This window comes from Streptomyces sp. NPDC028305 (genome assembly GCF_055569495.1).
The window spans coordinates 828,631-847,201 of sequence record NZ_JBVHTN010000006.1 but is presented as its reverse complement, the minus strand read 5'-3'; the positions used below and the strand labels follow the sequence as shown (position 1 = coordinate 847,201).

Here is an 18,571-nt window from a genome sequence, read left to right as displayed (position 1 = left end):
CGTTCCGCCGATCGCGGCGTGCGGCGGGACCAGCGCGATGTTACACAGAGTGTGACAGTCGTCACCGCGTCCCGGGGGGTCAGGATCCGAGGAGGCACCCGTGGCTGACCCGGACGCCCGTCAACAGCGCATGTTCGCCCAGTACGTGCTCCCCGAGGTGGAGGTGCTGCTGCGGGTGGCCATGTCGCTGACCGCACAGCCCGCCGACGCCGAGGATCTGGTGCAGGACACCCTGCTCCGGGCCTACCGGGCGGTCGGCCGCTTCGACGGCCGCCATCCGCGCGCCTGGCTGCTGACGATCATGCGGCACGCCGAGGTGAGCCGCCGCCGTCAGCGCAGACCTCATCTGCTCGACGACCCGGACACCGAACTCGACCGGCTCGCGTCCGCCCCGGGCGCGACACCCGAGGAGCTGGTGGTCGACACGGCCTTCGACGAGGCCGTGGACGCCGCGTTCACGGCGCTGCCGCTGCGCGACCAGCAGGTGGTGCGGCTGGTGCATGTGGACGGGCTGTCGTACGCGGAGGCCGCGCGGGTGCTGGACGTGCCGAAGGGGACGGTGATGAGCAGGCTGCACCGGGCGCGCAAAAGAATCCGGGATCGGCTGGTGGCCGCGGAACCCCAAGGACAGCGAGGTGGGGCATGAGCAGCAGATGGTGGATGTGGTGGCGGAGCGCCGAGCGCGGCCACGCCGAGGAGTGCCTCGCGGACGGCGCGGAGCTCCAGTCGTATCTGGACGGTGAGCTGGACGCGCCGGAAGCGCGCCGGGTCCGGGCCCATGTGGCGCGGTGCCACCGCTGCGCCCGGGAGCTGGCCGCGTATCAGCGCATCACGAACGCGCTGGCCTCCCGCGGGGCCCGCGAGGGCCCGGACGAAGCGGCGCTCGGGCGGCTGCGCGACCTCGTGGGCTCCCTCGCGGACCAGGACCCGAGCCGAGGCCGGACCGAGGAGCGACCGCAGAACCGGGACCGGGACCTGCCCCGGGACCGGGACCTTCCCCGGGACCTGCCCCGGGACCGGGACCTTCCCCGGGACCGGACTCAGGACCTGGCGCCCGAAGAGGCGCCGCTGCCGCCCGGGGAGCCGGACGCCAGCGAGAGCGCGGTCCCCAAAGCGGGCGCCTGAGGTCGCGTACCAGGACAAGGACGATCAGGCAGGCGCCGACCGCCAGGGCGGCGTCGGCGAGGTTGAACACCGGGCCGCGGGGCGAGACCGTGATCCAGTCGATGACCGCGCCCCGCAGCGGCCCGGGGTGTCGTACGGCCCGGTCGGCGCCGTTGCCGAGCGAGCCCCCGGCGATCAGCCCGAGGGCCAGGGCCCGGGTCCGGGTGCGGACCCGCAGCCCCGCGCCCACCGCGGCCAGCGTGGCGAGCGCCCCGGCGACGGTGATGAGGGTGATCAGCAGGGGCCGGCCCCGCCCCAGGCCGAAGGCCACCCCGGTGTTGCGCACCAGCAGGGTGCGCATCGGACCGAACTCGCCCTGTGGCCCGAAGGTGCCGCCGATGGTCGCCACCGCCAGGGCCTTGGTCACCTGGTCGGCCACCGCCACCGCCGCTACGGCCAGCGGGAAGAGTACGCGGCCGGTGCGCTGCTGGGGCTTCATCGTCGGCCTCCTCGCGCTTTCGGGGGCCGGTGCGGAAACGGGCCCGGAGAGGAAACCCGGCGAGGTGAGCTCCCGCTTCCCGATGCGCCCGGGTTTTTGGCCCGCGTGAGCCCATGCCTCCGGACACGACGTCTCCGGACCGACACACGACGGAGGGCCCGCAGGCGGGATGCCTGCGGGCCCTCGCTGTCCACCGCCGGGTCCGGCGGCCGTCGTACCGAGGGGGTTACTCCGACGTCTTCCCCTTGGCCGACAGCAGCGGCGCCTGGTACTTGGACAGCATCTTCATCTTGTTCTTGTCGACCGTCTTCCAGTCGTTGTTCAGGACACCACCGGTGTCACCCGAGTTCGGGTTCAGGGACCAGTAGGTGTAGCTGATCTGGTTCTTCTTGAGGTAGTCCATCAGCGCGTTCTGCCACACGGCCTCGGAGCTCTTGCCCGCGGTCTTGCGACCGCCGAACTCGCCGAGCATCAGCGGAGCGATGTTCTCCTTCTTGATGTAGGCCCAGTGCTTCTGCCAGATGGCCGGCATGTTCTTCGGGAAGTCCTTGGCCATGAACCAGTTCTGGTTGTACACACCCGGCCCGTAGTCGTGCGGCGAGTAGACGACCTTGTTCTTCTCCTTCAGCGTGACCGGGTACTTCTTCACACCCTGGAGGTCGCCGCCCCACCAGAACTGCTCGTTCTTGTGACGGTCGGTGCCCTCGACGAAGATCAGCCAGTTCTTGTTGACGGCGTGGATCGCGTTACCGGCCTTCTCGGCCGCCATGCGCCAGTCGGTCTTCGGGTTGCCGTCGCCCCACGTGGCCTGGCCACGCGGCTCATTGTGCAGGTCGGCGCCGATCACCCGGGGGTTGTCCTTGTAGCGCTTGGCCAGCTGGGTCCAGTCGTCCAGCCACTGCTTCTCGGTGAGGTTCTGGGTGTACCACAGCTCACTCTGGCCGTACTGGTCCGGACGGTGCTGGTCCAGGATCACCATCATGCCGCGGTCGGTGGCACCCTTGACGATCTTGTCCATGATCTGCTGACCGGTGAGGCCCTTGAGGTCCGGGTTCTGCTTGAAGTCGATCCCGTTGGGCTTGCTCTTGGCCGCGAACATCTCGTTGGAGTACGGGAGGCGGATCGTGTTGAAGCCGTTGTGCGCGATCTGGTCGAGCATGCTCTGCCAGCTACGGGTCCACAGACCGTGCGGCACGAAGCTGCCGGTCTCGGCACCGAACCAGTTCACACCGGTCAGCACCACCTTGTGGCCCTTGGAGTCCACGATGTCGCCACCACGGGTGGACAGCGGACCGTCGACGGCCGCGCCGCCCTTGCCCTTCGCTGACGCGACGGACGAGGCGGTGGAGGACGAAGCGTTGTCGTCGGAATTCAGGGCGAACGCGGTCACGGTGCCACCGACGGCAGCAGCCACGACAACACCAGCCGCGATACCGACACGCAGGCGGTAGGAACGCTGCCCACGCTTCGACCCGGTGGTCTCGGAAACGGTCGGAACGTTGTTGTCCATGGGGGAATTCATTCGGTGAGACTCCTGAGGAATTGGGGTATGGCTGTTTTCAGGACGCTGGGATTATTCGTCGGAGATTCCAGACATTCCATTCGCGGGTCGGAGACTGCGGTCAGCCGGACAAGCCGCGCACGGGGAAGGAGATCTGCGACCAACAGGTCGAGACGGAGCGATTTCCAGCTCGACTTGTCCACGTCGATGAGCACCACGTCCGGCTGCCTGCGCTCGGCCAGTGAAATTGCTTCACGAACCGATCTGGCGGCGCCGGCCAGCTCCAGTCCGGGTGTCTCGTCGACCAGGTCGGCGATCGCACTCGAAACCAGATGGTGGTGCTCCACGACGAGAACTCTTTTCATCGGTGGAGCTCCTTCAGGCGGCTTTCCCTTTCGCTCAACGACATTAGGGAACCCACCGGGGGCGAATCACCGTACGCCTGACTGAAATCCCGCTACCTCAATTGCGGGAATGCCGGGCACGCCAAACGACCGAATTCCGCCTACCTCGATTGAGGTAGGCGGAATTCGGCCGCTTTGATAGCCCTATGTCCGCTTTGGTCGGGCAGTTTCGCTCCGCTGTGCACTGGATCAGATGCGTAGAGTGACGACCGCAGGCCCGAAACAGCCCCTGAGCCCCAGGACTGGGGGGCTCAGGGGCTCAGGGGCAGGGGCTCAGCGGGTGAGGCCGAAGGCGTAGCCGGGGACGAAGAGCCCGGCGGTCGCGGCGCAGCCGTCGGCCTGGCCCGGCTGCTTGACCCACAGATACGCGTCGATCCCGGGAATCCCGGTGCGGGCGGTGGGCGGCGTGCCCAGCCGGCGCCCCGGCGGATCGCAGAAGCGGTGGTCACGGGTGGGTCCGGCGCCGTTCCGGCTGGTGTCGATCACGGCCCCCAGCCGGGGGCGGCGCAGCTCCCTGAGGACGGACAGGCCGTAGCGGACCTCGTCGCGCGTGGCATTGAAGTTCGAGACGTTGAGGGCGATGCCGTCCCCGTACCGGTCGATCCCCGCGCGCTTCAGCCGCTCGGCCATGACCGGCGCGGGGAGCCAGCGGGAGTTCCCGGAGTCGTAGTAGATACGGGCGTGCGGGGCCCGCTTCCGCAGTTCCCGCCCGGCGTGGGTCAGGGCCGCGTACCGCTGCCCCTGCTGCCGTCGCTTCAGGCAGGTCAGGTGGGCCAGCGCGTCCGGTTCCAGGATGACGACGGCGCGCGAGGCGCCGATCCCCCTGGCGAAGCCGCCGATCCAGTCCCGGTACCCGGACAGATTCGCCATGCCCCCGGAGCTGTGCTTTCCGCAGTCGCGCTGCGGGATGGCGTACGCGACCAGCACCGGCAGCCGCCCGCGGGCCCGGGCCGCCCGCACCACGCCCCGCACCTGGGACTCGACCCGGCCCTGGTCGGTGTCCGTGAACCAGGCGGCCTGCGGCTGGTCGGCGATGCGCTTGCCGATGACCGCCGCCCGGCGGTCGTGGGCGTTGCCGCGCACCCACTGTGCCGCCGGGTTGTCGGGGTCGGTGTAGAAGCGGGTGGAGGCCGGAAAGTACGGCTTGGCCAGGTGGAAGACGGATCCTTCCCCGGGCCGGGCCGCCCCCGGGTGGAGCACCGTCGCGGCCGTCGCGACCTCGGCCACCAGGGCCAGGGCCAGCAGCTGGGCGATGCCCCTGCCGGTCAGCAGCGGGGACCGGCGGCCCGTGCGCCGCCCCTTCGGCCCCAACCGCCGCCATCCCCCCTGACGCAGCCGTTGCCGCGGGCCCAGCCGCCATCCCCCCATGCGCAGCCGTATCGGTACCGGCCCGAGCCCCAGCCACCTCGGCAGCACTATCAGCCACAACAGCACCTGTAGCCTCAACCGTCGCCAGAGCCCCAGTCGCCCAGGGGCCCTCTCGCTCACGCCGGGTCCGCCGTTCACCGGGGCCGCCGGTCAGCTGTCGGAGTTGTTCGACGGGGGCTTGCGGCGGCTGATCAGGAAGACCGCGATGACGGCGAGCACCACCAGGGCGCCCGCGACCGCGCCTATCGCCACCATCGCCGACCCCTCCTCGGACCGGGCCGCGGAGTGCTCGCGCTTCGACTCGGCGGTCGCCTTTCCGGAGCCGGGCGGGCTGGTGGAGGCGGGCGGCGCCGCGCGGTCCGCCAGCGCCCTGGCCGGGGCGATCAGCCCGAAGCCATAGCGCGGGTCACGCCCCGATGACCCCTTGCGGTCGGCCGTGTCGATCAGCTTCTGCACCACCTGGCCGGCGGTCCAGCGCGGGTGCTCCGAGCGTACGAGGGCGGCGCCGGCCGCGACCCACGGCGCGGCGTAGCCGGTGCCCGCGCCGGTCCAGTAGTCCTTGTTCGGGGCGGTGGTCAGGATGGCGACGCCGGGCGCGGCCAGGGTCACGCCCCCGCCGTGGTGCGAGTCGGTCCACACGGCGCCCTTCTCGTCGGTCGCCACGACGGAGACCACCCCGGGGTAGGAGGCGGGGTAGGTGGGGCGGTTGCCGTCCTTGCCGTTGTCGCCCGCGCCCGTGACCACCACGGCGTCCTCGCCGATCGCGTACGTCACCGCCGACCGCAGCGCGGCGTTCGGCTTCTTGAAGGACACCGCCACATCGATGACCTTCGCGCCGCGGCCCACCGCGTGGCGGATGGCCCTGGCGGTGGCGTCGACCTGCGGCTTCCGGTCCTCGTACACCCCGAGCGGCAGCACCCGGGCCTGGGGCGCAAGACCCAGCAGCCCGTTGCCCCGGTAGTTGCGGCCGGTCCCCACGATGATCCCGGCCGCGTGGGTGGCCTGCTCCATCGCGTCCCCCTGGTCGCGGGTGCTGGTGCCGCTGGGGCCGTCCCCGAAGTCCTTGCCGGCCAGCACCCGCCCGCGCAGATCCGGATGGGCGGCGTCGACGCCGGTGCCGATGACCGCGACGGTCACCCCGGCGCCCTTGCTGATTTTCCACGCCTTCTTGGCCTGGAGCGCGGTCAGCGCCCATTCGGAATCGTGCATCGCGCCGGAATCGGAATCCGCGGAAACGGCGGAAACGGCGGCCGCTGCGGAGGGGGCGAGTGAGAGCGCCATCAGGGCGATGACGGTCCCGGTCCGGGCGGCGAATGAACGGTGCGGTATCACGCGATCTGACATTACGTCACCTACCTTCATCCCAGGCTTCATCCCAGGGGGGACGCGAGGCCGTCGGCAGACGCCTGGCCGTTTCATCTTCTGCGGACCCCCGTGGTGGGGACACCCGCGCGCGGGGGACCTGCCGCTCCCCTTTTTGGGGGACCGGTTCCAGGCCCGGTTTCCGCGCCTCCCCAAAACGGGGGAGAAAGCCGGTCCATCGAAGGTGGAGTACGCCCTCCCCCGAACGCGTGATGTCCTCGGAAATCCGGGGGCGCACTCTTGGACTGACATCGGCGATAGAGCCTCCTGCGTAGGGAGTCGCGATGCAGCGTTTCGGAACGTTCAGCGATCGCACAAGCGACCCGAGCGAACGGGTGGACAACACCCGCAAGCGAAAAGGAAGGTTCTTTCGCGCGCTCTCGACGAGCGGCCCGCTGGCCGCCCTGAGCGGTCTGGTGCTGCGATTCGCGGTGGTCGGCGTGGGTGGCGTGCTGGTGAACACGGCAGCCCTCTTCGCGCTCTACCACTGGGCCCACTGGCCGCTGCTCGCGGCCTCCCCGATCGCGGTGGAACTCGCCGTGGTCCACAACTATCTGCTCAACGACCGGTGGACCTTCTCGGTGAGCACCCCGTCCGTCCGACGGTTCCTGAAATTCAATGTGTCCGTGCTGTGCGGGCTCGCGGTCAATGTCATGGCGGTCTGGCTGCTGGAACGCGCGGGACTCCATCTGCTGTTGGCGAACGGTATCGGCATCGCCGCCGCCTTCGCGGCCAATTTCGCGGCGAGCGCGGGCTGGGTCTGGGGGAGGCAGGACCGATGATTTCCATTATCTACCTGAGCCTGGTGCTGGTCTCGGTGCTGCTGACCATACAGTCGGCCCATGTGCTCTATCTGATGCTCTACACCTGGGACCGGACGGACGCCGAGCAGAAGGCCAAGGCCCCGGAAACCTTTGTCAGGCCGCGGCTGTCATTCAGCGTACTGCTGCCCGCGCGCCATGAGGAGGACGTCATCCAGACCACCATCGAGCGGGTGGTGCGGGCCGACTATCCGGCCAAGCTGCTGGAGGTCTTCGTGATCTGTTCGCAGGACGACACCGGCACGATCAAAAAGGCGGAAGAGAAAGTCGCCGAGCTGGAGCGGGAGGGGCTGCACAACGTCGAGGTCGTGGTGTTCGACGACAAGCCCGTCAACAAGCCCCACGGGCTCAACGTGGCTCTGCCGCACACCACTCACAAGGTGGTGACGATCTTCGACGCCGAGGACGACATCCACCCCGAGATCTTTCTGCTGGTCAACACGGTCATGCTCAAGGAGCGGGTGCGCGTGGTCCAAGCGGGCGTCCAGCTGATGAACTTCGACTCCAACTGGTACTCCACGCTCAACGTCCTGGAGTACTTCTTCTGGTTCAAGAGCCGACTGCACTACCACGCCCACTTCGGCTCCATTCCGCTCGGCGGCAACACCGTCTTCTTCTTTCGCGAACTGCTGGTCCGGCTCGGCGGCTGGGACGAGCGCAACCTCACCGAGGACGCGGACCTGGGCCTGCGGGTGTCGGCCAGCGGCGAGCGAGTGCGCGTGGTCTACGACGACCGCTATGTGACCAAGGAGGAGACGCCACCGACCCTCGGCCACTTCATCCGGCAGCGCACCCGCTGGAGCCAGGGGTTCATGCAGACCCTGAAGAAAGGCACCTGGAAACAGATGCCCACGCGCAAACAGCGATGGCTCGCCTTCTACGTCCTCGCGTTTCCGCGCGGGCAGGCGCTGCTCGGCCTGTATCTGCCGATCTCCCTGGGGATGATCCTGGTCCTCAAGGTGCCGGTGCTGATCGCGCTCTTCTCCTATCTGCCCATCCTGCTGCTGTGCGCGCACTTCCTGGTGAACGCGGTGGGACTGTACGAGTTCACCGCCGCGCACGGGCTGGAGGCCACCCCGAAGACGCTCGTGAAGATGGCCATCGCCTGGTTCCCCTTCCAGATGGTCCTCGCCTATGCCGCGGTGCGCGCCATGCGGCGCGAGCTGCTCGGCCGGCGCGACTGGGAGAAGACCCAGCACGTGGGTGCCCACCGCACCCGTCCCGAGGAGGCGGACTCCCGTGTCGCATGACCCCACGCCCCCGCGCCCCCCGCACCCGCGCCCGCCGGACCCGCCGGACCCGCCGGAACCCCAGCAGCCTGAGCGTCCCGAGCGGCCTCAGCGCCCTGAGAGCCTCCAGCGGCCCGAACGACCTGAGCCACCTCAGCGGCCCGAGGGGTCCGAGCGGCCTCAGCGGCCCGAGGGGTCCGAGCGGCCTCAGCGGCCCGAGGGGTCCGAGCGGCCTCAGCGGCCTCAGCGGCCCGAGGGGTCCGAGCGGCTCCAGCGGCCCGACCGACCCCCGCGTCCCGACCGGCCCCGGCGGCCCGAGGGCCTCCAGCGACCCGACCGACCTGACCGGCCCGACCGGCCCCGGCGGCCCGAGGGCCTCCAACGACCCGACCGGCCTGACCGACCTGACCGGCCCCGGCGACCTGAGGGTCTCCAGCGGCCCGACCGGCCCGACCGGCCCCGGCGGCCCGAGGGTCTCCAACGACCCGACCGCCCCGACCGGCCCGAGCGGCCCCGGCGGCCCGAGGGTCAGCGACCCCAGCGCCCCCAGCGACCCGAGGGACAGCGCCCCCAGCGACCCGACGGGCCCCAGCAGTCCCGGCGACCCCAGCGGCCCCAGGGCGGGGTCGCGGTCGAGGAGCGCCCGCCCCCGCCGCCCCGGCGGCGCCGCCCGCCGCCCCGGCTGTCCGTCGAGCGCGGCATCTTCCCCCGGCTGGACCGCCGCGGTCGGCTGGCGCTGCTCCTGTCCGTGCTCACCGGGCTGCTCACGCACGGCTACCACCTGTTCCGCTATCCGCTGTACCTCACCGACGAGGGCATCTATATGCAGCGGGCGTGGTCGCTGGTCAGAGAGACCAGGCTGTCCCCGTACACCTACGACTACGACCACGCCCCGGCGGGCTGGATCACGCTGGCCGGCTGGGCGTTCCCGCTGCCGAAGCAGTTCGAGGCATTCGGCAACGCGATCAACACCGGCCGATTCCTGATGCTGCTGGTGCATCTGGGCTCGGTGGTGCTGCTCTTCGAGGTCACCCGGAGGCTGTCCGGCACCGTGCTGGCCGCCACCATCGCCGCGTTCTTCTTCAACTGCTCGCCGATCTCGGTCTACTACCAGCGCCAGGTGCTGCTGGACAACCTGATGATGTTCTGGGTGCTGCTGGCCCTGTTCGCTCTGCTGCGCCGGGAGACCACGATCAGATCGGCCTTCGCCGGCGGGCTCGCCCTCGGGGCCGCGCTGATCACCAAGGAGAACGCGCTCTTCTTCGCCCCAACATTCCTCTATCTGCTGTATCGGAGGATCCGGCTCTCACCCAGCCAGCGGTTCACCCGGACGCTGTGGCCGTTCGCCGCGGCGGCCCCGGTGGGCGCTTATGTCACATACGCCCTGCTCAAGAACGAGTTGCTGCCCAGCGGGCTCGACTTCGACCTGGCCAACCCGCCGGCGGACCACGTCTCGCTGCTCTACACCCTGTGGTGGCAGATCAACCGTAGTCAGGGCAGCCTGCTCAACCACCACGGTCTGCTGTACACCAGCTGGCTGCCCCGGGACTCGTTTCTGCTGCTGGCCGGGATGGCCACCACGGTCATCAGCGTGTGGTGGGGAATGCGGAAACACCGGCGGGATCTGGGGTTTTTCGTCGCCGGGACACTGGGCTTCGGATATGCCTTCTATCTGCTGCGCGGCAGCGTGGTGCTGGACTTCTACATCACCCCGCTGATTCCGATGTTCGCCATGAATATCGGCATGGTCACGGACCGACTGCTGAGGCGTCCGGTGCTCCGCAAGGTGCTCGGGCGGGCGAGTGCCAAGGTACGGATCGCGGTGCCCGCGGCGCTCGCCGTCATGCTGCTGGCCTCGCCCTCCACCGGATACATCCTGACCGTCAACACCGAGGGCCGCGTCGCGGTCGCGGACCAGTACCAGTCCAAGCTGGCCCTGACCCATATGCAGCTGGCACAGATCGCCTGGGTGCGCAAGCACGTCTCGCCCAAGGCGCGGATCATCATGGACGACGACATGTGGGGTGAATTGCATGACGTGCACCCGGTCTATCCGTACGCGCATTCCCACTGGAACGCCTCGTCCGACCCTGCCCTGCGGGACAAGCTCTTCCGCAAGAGATGGCAGAACGTCGACTACATCATCATGTCCAACAAGATGCGCAACGCAATTCACCGCAACAACGGCGACGGCCGGGAGAACTGGATCCTGGCGGCACTACGGAATTCGGAAAGGGTATGGGCGGACATCCGGGGTGGCATCAGGCTTGAAATCTATCGGGTGAACAAGTAGCCCGCCGGAAGAGGAGGTGAAGGCCATGCCCGAGTACGACGACTACGACGAGTACGAAGAGTACGACGACGAATTCGACACCCGTGAGGCGGCCGGGCAACGCGGGGACGACGGAGACGACAGAAACGACAGCGGGGGCGACGGAGGCGACGGGGGCGACGGGGGCGACGACTTCGGCGAATACGGCGACGACGAAAAGTACGACAAGTACGCCGACTACGACGACTACGAAGGCTCCGGCGACGATTACGCCGACTACGACGAGCCCCCGCCGAGACGCGCCACCAAGACCAGCAAGACCCTCAGGGTTTCCAAGGCCTCCGAGACCTCCGAGACTTCCGAGGCCTCTCCGGGGGAGCCGAGCGCCGGCGGGGGGAAGCGCAAGCGGGTCTCCTGGAAGACGGTCCTGCTGGGCATCGTGGCCATCGCGATCCTCGGATCGCTGGTCAAGATGGTCGCGGGCGGCGGCCTCGGGAACGCCCTCAACTCGTCCGGCGGCGGAAGCGCACAGAAGAAGAGCAAGACCCAGGAGCAGGAGATCCGCCCGACGACCAAGCCCAAGACGATCAAGCTGGGCAATCAGCGGGTCCCGCAGGCCTCCGGGCCGATCATCGTCATCAATCCGGGCCTGGTCGCCCCCGGCGGCAAGGCGTCCGTCGAAGGCGGCGGCTTCGCCCCCAAGAGCACGGTGGACCTGCTGCTGAAGACCAAGCGGTCGGGCGCCAAGGGCCGTCCCATCCGGACGGTCCGGACGGACAAGCACGGCTCGCTCTACGTGAACTTCACCATGCCCGAGTCGCTGGGCGGCAGGCCCGGCACGCTGGTCGCGCAGCAGCGCGGCGGCGGCCGGACGGCCCAGGCCGAGCTGATCTCCGGTGGCTCGATAGGCACCGCGAGGATCAACAAGATGGTCGGCCGGCCGGGCGACGTGGTCTCGATCAGCGCCCGCGGCTTCAAGCCGGGCGAGCAGATCAACGTCTTCTGGGGCCGGACCAACGGCACCCCCGTCGCCAGGCTGCGCACCGACAGCTCGGGCGGGGTCGGCCGCGCGGACATCAGGGTCGGCGTCGCCCCGACGGGCCAGAGCACGCTGGTGCTGGTCGGCCAGCAGAGCAAGACCACGGCCACCGCACCGTTCCAGATGCTGAGCCTGTACCCGGCGATCAAGTCCTCTCCGTACGCGCTGAAGGCCGGGCAGCGGATCAGGCTGTCGGGGAACCGGTTCGCGCCGAACGAGCGGGTGCTGGTCTACATCAACGCCACCACCGGTCTCCCCGCCTTCACCACGCAGGCCAACTCCTTCGGCCAGATCCGCGACGTGGCGTTCGACGTGCCGTTCGGGCTGAAGGGCAGGCAGAGCCTGACCGCGATCGGCGACCAGAGCCGGGCCGTGGTCCGCTCGGGCTTCACCGTGCTGCCGTACTCCCCCAGCGCCGAGCCCAGCACCTTCGGCGGCAAGGCGGGCACCACGCTGAGCTTCTACTGCTCCGGGTTCGCGCCCAACGAGACGGTGACCGTCTACGCCGGCAGCGGCAGCGTCGCCGGACGGAAGATCGCGGTCTTCCAGGTGGACGGCCGGGGCAAGGCGGCGGCCGTGGGCTCGTACCGGATCACCTCGGCGGACGAGAACGGTGTGAGTTTCAAGCTCATCGGCTCCAAGAGCGGCGGGGTCGCCAAGGCCGGCATCAACAACACGAGCGGCCAGGGCCAGGGGCACTAGAGATGCGTAGTCACGGTGCCGGGGGGGCTGGCCGGGGACAACTACAGACAAGCCCGGTGTTCCATAGTTGTACCATGCATGTCCTGGAGTGTCCTATGAGTGTTATTTTCGGCCCGAATTCTCGAAGAGTCCTACAATTCCTGACCCACATCGAGGACCTCTCCCCGGAGGAGATCGACCGCGTGGCCGATCTGTGGAAGCAGACCTCCAGCCAGACCCGCGCCGAGGGGTGGGCTGAGGTCCACCGCACCACGTCCGACGAGGAGCAGTACCGGATCCTGGTCGCCGCCTCCGTGGCGCGCCGGTGCGCCCTGGACACCGCCCGGGCGCTCGGCAGGCACGACTGGGCCTTCTGGGCCGCGGTGTGGGACGCCGCGGCGGCGGTCGCCGTATGCGACCGCATCGGGAGCCACTACCAGGTGCTGGTGGCTCCGCTGGCCGCTGTCATGCCATCGCTGGCGCACTGCCGGCGTGACGAACTGACCACCTTGGAGCTCCAAGGTGCCGTCCTCAAGGGAGGTGGAGGTTGATGCGCGACGACCGGATCCGAGTCGTGGTGGCCGATGACGACCCCGTGGTCCGGGAAGCGCTCGCGGACCTGGTCGACTCCCACCCCGACCTGGCGCTGGTGGGCCTGGCCGTCAACCACGAGCAGGCCATCCGCGCCGCGGTGGAGCACCGCCCCCGTGTCGTGGTCATGGATGTGCACATGCCCAGGGGCGACGCGCCCAGCAGCGTCCGCGCCATCCGTGAGCAGGTGCCCGGGGCCCGCGTGGTGGCCCTCTCGGCCCACGGTGACCGGGAGACCGTGCTCAACATGCTCGCGGTCGGGGCCACCGGCTACCTGGTCAAGGGCACCCCCGCCGAGGAGATCCTCGAAGCGATCACCCGGGCCGCCCGCGACCAGTTCTCCATGGCCGGGGAGCTCGTCGCCGACTGCGCCGAGCCGCTGCGGCGGGCCGACCGCGCCTCCTGGCGGTTCGAGGAGCTGGTGGGCAACCGGCTCGAGGAGTCGTACCTGGAGTTGCTCGGCCAGGCGCCGTGCGGGGTGCTGATCGTCGGCGCCCGCGGGCGGATCGAGTCCGCCAACGCACACGCCCGGCACATGTTCGGCTACAGCTCGGCCGAGCTGCGCGACAAGCGGCTGCGCGACCTGGTCCCCGACCGCTACCACACCGCCGCCGAGCAGCTGATCGGGCGGCAGTTCACCGCTCCCTCCGCGATGACCGGGCGGCGCCGGGACGGCACCGAGTTCCCCGCCCAGTTCAGCGGCGGCCATCTCCAGGGCAGGCGGCCCCGGTGTGTGGTCTTCGTCGCGGACCTGAGCCAGCTGCGGGCGGCCGAGGGCCGGTTCCGGCAGGTCATCGAGTCCTCCCCGGACGCCATGGTGATCGTGGATTCCGCCGGGCGGATCCAGACGGCCAACCGCCGCACCGAGGCCCTGTTCGGCTACGACCGCGACCAGCTGATAGGCCGCGCCGTCGAGGCGCTCCTCCCCGACCAGCCGCTGACCATCTCGCTGCGCGACTGGGCCGACTCCGCGGAGGAACCCCTGGGCCACAGCATGGAGCTGGTCGGGCGGCGCAGCGACGCCAAGCAGTTCCCGGCCGACGTCAGCATCATCCCGCTGCGCACCGAGGACGGGCTGCTGACCGTGCTGGCCATCAAGGACATCACCGAGGTGCAGCGCGCCCAGTTCGTCCTGGAGCGCAGTCTGGAGCTGCTGGAGATCACCGACCGGGACCGCCAGGCGCTGCTCAGCCATCTCGTGCACGCCCAGGAGGCGGAGCGCGGGCGGATCGCCGCCGACATCCACGACGACACCATCCAGGTCATCACGGCGGCCAGCCTGCGGCTCCAGCAGCTGCGGCGGCGGCTGCGCGACCCCGATGAGCAGCGGATCATGGAGAAGCTGGACGAGACCCTCAAGCTGTCGCTGAGCCGGCTGCGCCAGCTGATCTTCGACCTGCGCCCGTCCAGCCTGGAGCACGGCTGCCTGGCCGCCGCGCTGCGCGGACTCCTGGAGCAGATACGCACCGAGACTGGCGTCGAGTACCGGCTGGAGGACCGGATCGCGGCCAAGCCGCCGCCCGAGACCATGGCCCTGATCTACCGCACCGCGCAGGAAGCGCTGATGAACGTGCGCAAGCACGCGCGGGCGAAGACCGTGCATGTGCAGCTGCTGGGGCTCGACGAGGGCTGCCTGGTGCGGATCGTGGACGACGGCCAGGGCTACAACCCGCTCGAGGTGGAGTCCCGCCCCGGCCATCTGGGCCTGTCGCTCATCCAGGAGCGGGCGCAGATCGCGGGCGGCTGGTGCCGTATCGAGAGCGCGCCGGGCGCGGGCACCACGGTCGAGTTCTGGGTGCCGCTGGGCGAGGCCCCGGGCCGCGGCCCGCTGCCCTTCGGCCCCGCGGACACCTCGGGCTACCCGGACTCCCTGGACTCGTCGGGCTCCTTGGACTCGCCGGGCTCGTCGGGCTCCTTGGACTCGCCGGGCTCGTCGGGCTCCCTGGGTCCGCTGGACGCACCGGACTCGCCCGCCCCTCTGGACCGTCCGGAACTGGACCGTCCGGAAGGGGACACGCAGTCGTGACCGCGCCGGCCGATCTCACCAAGGTGCTGATCGTCGAGGACCACCGGGTGGTGGCCGAGGGTCTGTGGGCGCTGCTCGCGGAGTACTCGGACCTGACCGTGGTGGGGTGGGCCGACTCGGTCGCGGAGGTCGTCCCCATGGCCAAGGAGCTGGGCCCCGACGTGGCGCTCGTCGACTTCCGACTGCCCGACGGCACCGGAGCCGACGCGGCGGCCGCGATCCGGGCCAACGACCCCTCCACCGCCATCGTGATCCTCAGCGCGGACGCCAGCGACTCGGCGCTGCTGGCCGCGGTGGAGGCCGGGGCCTGCGGCTATCTGCTCAAGTCGGCGAGCGGTGACGAGATCGCCGCGGCCATCCGCTCGGCGGCCGAGGGCGAGACCCTCATCCCGGCCAGCACCCTCGTCGAGGTCCTGGCCCGGCACCGGGAGAACGCGCGCTCCTCCGCGCAGCAGACCGAGCGGCTGGAGAGCCTGACCCCGCGCGAGCAGGAGATCCTGACCCTGATGAGCCAGGGCCTGGACAACCGGGCCGTCGCGGAGCGGCTGAGCATCAGCTACGCCACGGTGCGTACGCATGTGCGCAAGATCCTGGAGAAGCTGGAAGTGCGGTCCCAGCTGGAGGCGGTCGCCAAGGCGGCCGACTGGGGGTTCCGTCACGTGGAACCGGACGAGTGACGCCGACCGGTTGACCCCACTTTGGGGGACAAAACCCTCACTCGGGGGAATTCCGGGCGTACCGCGGCGAGTTTCCTCCCCATGCGCCGCAGCCTACGGATCCTTCTGCCGGCCGCCGCCGCGAGTTACGCGGCGGTCGCGGTGGGCGTGCTCACCACCTCGCCCCTGGTCCGCCTCGACTGGCACGTGGCGCTGTTCAAGCCGTACAAGCACTGGCCGTGGGCGCAAGGGCCGCTCGACGTGTTCATCGTCGCGGGCCAGCGCGGCCCCACCGCCGTCGCGGCGCTGGCCTGGCTGGGCTGGCGCTCCTGGCGCACCGGAAGCGTGCGCCCCATGATCGTCTTCGCCCTCGCCCTCACGCTCCTCAACGCGAGCGTGGGCGCCGTCAAGCTCGGGGTGGGCCGTCTCGGTCCGCATTACGCGCACACGGTCGGCTCGGCCGAGCTGTTCCACGGCGGGATGATCTTCCCGTCCGGCCACACCGCGAACGGGGTCGTCGTCTGGGGCACCCTGGCCTATCTCGCGGGGCGCCACCGCCGGGCGGCGCGCGCGGCGGCCGGGGCCATGGCCCTCGCCATCGGACTGGCCACGGTCTACCTGGGCACTCACTGGGTCAGCGACGTCCTGGGCGGCTGGGCGGCCGGCGCCCTGGTGCTGCTGGCCCTGCCGCTGTGCGAGCCGTTCGTCGCCGCGGTGGAGCGATGGCTCGAACGGAGCCGATGGCCCGGCCGGCTCGGGTGGAGCGGCTGGAGCGGCCCGCTCGGCGCGCGCTCTCCCCCGCCGCCCGCCCGTGCCCGTGTCCGCACTCGTCCCGTGAGCAGGTGAGCCAAAGTGGCACTTCGAGTTCTGATCGCCGATGACCACGCGGTCGTCCGGCAGGGCCTGCGGATGATCCTCAGTCTCGACGACGACATCAAGGTGGTCGGCGAGACGACCAACGGCCGGGAAGCCGTACGACTGGCCCGGGAGCTGTGCCCCGACGTGGTCCTGATGGATCTGCTGATGCCCGTCATGGACGGGATCTCGGCCACCGCCGAGATCCGTCAGGACCTCCCCGAGGTGGAGGTCGTGGCGCTGACCAGCGCCCTCGACGACGCCATGGTCATGGGGGCGGTCCGGGCGGGCGCGATCGGCTTTCTGCTGAAGAACGCCGAGGCCGACGAGTTGAGAAACGCGGTGAAGGGCGCCGCCGCCGGCCGGATCCAGGTCTCCCCCGACGCGACGTCCCGGCTGATGGGCCAGGTCAGGGCCCCGAGCGGGCCGGAGCAGCTGACCGAGCGGGAGGCCGAGGTCCTGACGATGCTCGCCCGCGGCAAGTCCAACAAGGAGATCGCGCGCGACCTGCGGATCGGACAGCAGACGGTGAAGACGTATGTGAGCCACATCCTGACCAAGCTCGGGGTGCACAGCCGCACCCAGGCCGCGGTGTACGCCGTCCAGTCGGGCCTGGTGCCGGCCGGGGAGCTCAACACCCCCGAGCCGCTGGAGGCGACACGGGACCACTGGTGGTCGGCGTGATCACTGTCAGGCGCCGGGCCAGGGCGCGGCGGCGCGCCCTGGCCGAGATCCAGCGGCGCGTCCTGGACGCGGAACCCGCCGAGGACCTGCTGCGGCTGGTCGTACGGCGGGCGCGGGAAGCCCTCGGCGCGGACGCGGCGCGGGTGCTGGTGATGGAACCGGCCGAGGGCCCCGTCCCCGGCGAGGCCCTGACCGTACGGGCCGCCGACGGCACCCCGCGTACGGCCGGGCTCACCGCCGTCCTGGACACACCGCTGACCGTGCGAGGACGGATCGTGGGCGTCCTGGAGGCGAGCGTCCTCGGCCTTCGCCGCTTCACCTCGGACGACCGACGCGCGCTGAGGAGCTTCGCCGCGCCCGCCGCCCTGGCGGTCGCCCAGCTCCGCACCCGGGAGCAGCTGCGCCGGCTGGCCGACACCTCCGATACGGACGGGCTGCGGCCCACCCTGGACCGGCTGGCCGCCGCGGCCGTGGCGCACACGGGCGCGGCGGAGTGCGCCGTCCGGCTGCTGGAACCGCTGGAACCGGACAGCGCACCGGAAGCAGCCCAGGAAGCCCGGGAGGCGATCGCCTCCGCCGCGCCCGTGATCCGTACGCTCCGCGACGACGGCACCGGAGCGGCCTGGCCGCTGCGCTGCCCGGGCCGGGTGGCCGGGGTGCTGCACTGCCGCTACCCGCCCGGCCGCCGGCCCGACGGCCTCGACCTGGCCCTCCTCGACGCGATCGCCGGGCACGCGGCCCGCGCGGTGGCGGACGAGCGGCGCCGGGCGGCCGCGCGGGACAGGGGCGCCCTGGACGAGCGGCGGCGGCTGTCCAGAGAGCTGCACGACTCCGTCTGCCAGGCCCTGTACGGCATCACCCTGGGCGCGCGCACCGCCCGTGAGCTGCTGGACCGTGACCTGCGCGGCGGCGAGGGACGGGGCACGGACGCGCTGCCGGAGCTGGCCGAGCCGATCGACTACGTCCGGCAACTCGCCGACGCCGCGATCACCGAGACGCGGGCCGTGCTGGGCCGCCTCAGGCCCGAGACGCTGGAGGCCGACGGCCTGGTCGCGGCGCTCGCGCACCACGTGGCGGCGCTGCGCGACCGGTACGGCATCGCCGCCGAGGCGACGCTCGGCCCGGAACCGGAGACCACGCCGGAGGCCAAGCACGCCCTCTACCGGATCGCCCAGGAGTCGCTGCACAACGTCGCCAAGCACTCGGGGGCGCGGCATGTGCGCCTCCACCTGCTCAGCGGCCCGGGCACGATCACGCTGACGGTCGCGGACGACGGCGTGGGCTTTGACTCCCGGGGCTCCTTCCCCGGCCATCTGGGCCTGCTGTCCATGCGGGAGCGGGCCCGGGAGGTGGGCGGCACGCTGAGCGTGGACAGCCGGCCGGGCCGGGGCAGCCGCGTCCGGGCTACCGTCCCGGCGGAGCCGTAGGCCCTCGAAAGCGGAGCCGTGGGCTCTCGAAACCCTGCCCCGTGTGAGACAT

The 18,571-nt window shown here is 70.6% G+C and carries 16 protein-coding genes and 1 pseudogene; 12 read left to right on the top strand and 5 right to left on the bottom strand.

What is annotated here, in order from left to right:
- Positions 1-100: 100 nt before the first annotated feature.
- Complete coding sequence (locus ACZ4WQ_RS29220; RefSeq protein WP_352131902.1) at positions 101-646, top strand: RNA polymerase sigma factor; 546 nt, start codon at positions 101-103, stop codon at positions 644-646.
- Positions 643-1,125: an anti-sigma factor family protein gene (locus tag ACZ4WQ_RS29215; protein WP_398376610.1), complete on the top strand. Its 483-nt coding sequence runs from the start codon at positions 643-645 to the stop codon at positions 1,123-1,125. The genes ACZ4WQ_RS29220 and ACZ4WQ_RS29215 overlap by 4 nt, the downstream gene beginning before the upstream one ends.
- A 22-nt stretch (positions 1,126-1,147) precedes the next feature.
- On the opposite strand, the pseudogene ACZ4WQ_RS29210 reads toward ACZ4WQ_RS29215, so the two are convergent.
- The 5 genes and pseudogenes from ACZ4WQ_RS29210 to ACZ4WQ_RS29190 all read right to left on the bottom strand — a co-directional run.
- Positions 1,148-1,603 (bottom strand): annotated as a pseudogene (locus ACZ4WQ_RS29210) (signal peptidase II); the annotation flags it as partial.
- Positions 1,604-1,829: 226 nt separating this feature from the next.
- Positions 1,830-3,113 (bottom strand): glycoside hydrolase family 5 protein, encoded by a 1,284-nt coding sequence (locus ACZ4WQ_RS29205; protein WP_398376608.1) that lies wholly within the window; start codon positions 3,111-3,113, stop codon positions 1,830-1,832.
- An 8-nt stretch (positions 3,114-3,121) separates the two neighbouring features.
- Positions 3,122-3,469, bottom strand: a complete 348-nt coding sequence (locus tag ACZ4WQ_RS29200) for a response regulator transcription factor (protein WP_311727110.1) — start codon at positions 3,467-3,469, stop codon at positions 3,122-3,124.
- 312 nt (positions 3,470-3,781) lie between these two features.
- Positions 3,782-4,819, bottom strand: a complete 1,038-nt coding sequence (locus ACZ4WQ_RS29195) for a glycoside hydrolase family 6 protein (protein ID WP_398376607.1) — start codon at positions 4,817-4,819, stop codon at positions 3,782-3,784.
- 207 nt (positions 4,820-5,026) lie between these two features.
- The gene (locus ACZ4WQ_RS29190) at positions 5,027-6,085 is read right to left on the bottom strand and encodes a S8 family serine peptidase (RefSeq protein WP_311727107.1); all 1,059 of its coding nucleotides are present in this window, start codon (positions 6,083-6,085) and stop codon (positions 5,027-5,029) included.
- Positions 6,086-6,522: 437 nt separating this feature from the next.
- On the opposite strand from ACZ4WQ_RS29190, the gene ACZ4WQ_RS29185 reads away from it, so the two are divergent.
- From ACZ4WQ_RS29185 to ACZ4WQ_RS29140, 10 genes are all read left to right on the top strand, one after another.
- Positions 6,523-7,020, top strand: a complete 498-nt coding sequence (locus tag ACZ4WQ_RS29185) for a GtrA family protein (RefSeq protein WP_398376606.1) — start codon at positions 6,523-6,525, stop codon at positions 7,018-7,020.
- Complete coding sequence (locus ACZ4WQ_RS29180) at positions 7,017-8,309, top strand: glycosyltransferase (protein ID WP_311727105.1); 1,293 nt, start codon at positions 7,017-7,019, stop codon at positions 8,307-8,309. The genes ACZ4WQ_RS29185 and ACZ4WQ_RS29180 overlap by 4 nt, the downstream gene beginning before the upstream one ends.
- 727 nt (positions 8,310-9,036) lie before the next feature.
- Positions 9,037-10,581 carry a glycosyltransferase family 39 protein gene (locus tag ACZ4WQ_RS29175; protein WP_311727104.1) on the top strand — a complete coding sequence of 515 codons (1,545 nt, stop codon included), beginning with the start codon at positions 9,037-9,039 and terminating at the stop codon, positions 10,579-10,581.
- 25 nt (positions 10,582-10,606) lie between these two features.
- Positions 10,607-12,301 (top strand): hypothetical protein, encoded by a 1,695-nt coding sequence (locus ACZ4WQ_RS29170; RefSeq protein ID WP_385345702.1) that lies wholly within the window; start codon positions 10,607-10,609, stop codon positions 12,299-12,301.
- 95 nt (positions 12,302-12,396) lie between these two features.
- A complete protein-coding gene (locus ACZ4WQ_RS29165) occupies positions 12,397-12,831 on the top strand; it encodes a hypothetical protein (RefSeq protein WP_311727102.1) in 435 nt (144 codons plus the stop codon).
- Entirely contained in the window at positions 12,831-14,897 is a 2,067-nt protein-coding gene (locus ACZ4WQ_RS29160; RefSeq protein ID WP_468022546.1) for a PAS domain S-box protein, read from the top strand. The genes ACZ4WQ_RS29165 and ACZ4WQ_RS29160 overlap by 1 nt, the downstream gene beginning before the upstream one ends.
- Positions 14,894-15,574 (top strand): response regulator transcription factor, encoded by a 681-nt coding sequence (locus ACZ4WQ_RS29155; protein WP_311727100.1) that lies wholly within the window; start codon positions 14,894-14,896, stop codon positions 15,572-15,574. Before ACZ4WQ_RS29160 ends, ACZ4WQ_RS29155 begins: the two co-directional genes overlap by 4 nt.
- 81 nt (positions 15,575-15,655) lie before the next feature.
- Entirely contained in the window at positions 15,656-16,399 is a 744-nt protein-coding gene (locus ACZ4WQ_RS29150) for a phosphatase PAP2 family protein (protein ID WP_398376603.1), read from the top strand.
- A 6-nt stretch (positions 16,400-16,405) separates the two neighbouring features.
- Positions 16,406-17,092 carry a response regulator transcription factor gene (locus tag ACZ4WQ_RS29145; protein ID WP_311727098.1) on the top strand — a complete coding sequence of 229 codons (687 nt, stop codon included), beginning with the start codon at positions 16,406-16,408 and terminating at the stop codon, positions 17,090-17,092.
- Positions 17,089-18,519: a GAF domain-containing sensor histidine kinase gene (locus ACZ4WQ_RS29140; protein WP_468022545.1), complete on the top strand. Its 1,431-nt coding sequence runs from the start codon at positions 17,089-17,091 to the stop codon at positions 18,517-18,519. The genes ACZ4WQ_RS29145 and ACZ4WQ_RS29140 overlap by 4 nt, the downstream gene beginning before the upstream one ends.
- Positions 18,520-18,571: the final 52 nt, after the last annotated feature.